1 pseudogene is annotated in these 689 nt (G+C 63.9%); it reads left to right on the top strand.

The features are described 5' to 3' along the window. Nucleotides 1-636, top strand: a pseudogene (locus tag ACT6Q8_RS25505) (DUF932 domain-containing protein); the annotation flags it as partial. Nucleotides 637-689 lie beyond the last annotated feature (53 nt).

Below are 689 nucleotides of genomic sequence, written 5' to 3'. Positions count from 1 at the left end.
GTGCTCGACTGGTCGAACATGTACTATAATCCCTATGTCGATGTCAGCCGCGACACGACCACGCTTTATGCCTCGGACCGCGAGGTCTTTCTTTTTCTGGTCGATGACACGCACCCGATCGAGGCGGGCAAGCTTCCGAACGGCGATCCCGACCTCTTCTTCCGCGGCTTCTACTGCTGGAACAGCGAGGTCGGGTCGAAAGCCCTCGGCATGGCGACCTTCTATCTTCGCGCCGTCTGCATGAACCGGAACATCTGGGGCGCCGAGGGCTTCGAAGAGATCAGCATCCGGCACAGCAAGTTCGCGGCCGGTCGCTTCGCGCAGGAAGCGGCGCCCGCGCTCGAACGCTTCGCCTCTTCCTCGCCGGTCTCCTTTATGAACGGCATCAAGGCCGCTCGGGCCGCGATCGTCGCGCGCGACGATGACGATCGGCAGACCTTCCTGCGCAAACGCGGCTTCTCGAAGGGCGAGAGCGAGCGGATCATCCGCAGCGTGCTGCAGGAAGAGGGGCACCCGCCCGCATCGATCTTCGACTTCGTGCAGGGGATCACCGCGCTGGCCCGCGAGCGTCCGCATCAGGATGGACGGCTCGAGCTGGAAGCCAAGGGTGCCAAGCTTCTGGCCTCGGTCCACTGAGCAAATCTCGCGTTCGCCGGCGGCGTGGTCCTTTCCCTTCAGAGGGAGAGGGC

This window comes from Niveispirillum sp., from assembly GCF_052437035.1.
Classification (GTDB): Bacteria; Pseudomonadota; Alphaproteobacteria; order Azospirillales; family Azospirillaceae; genus Niveispirillum.
The sequence above is the reverse complement of the archived record's forward strand: the minus strand, read 5'-3'. Positions and strand labels throughout refer to the sequence as shown.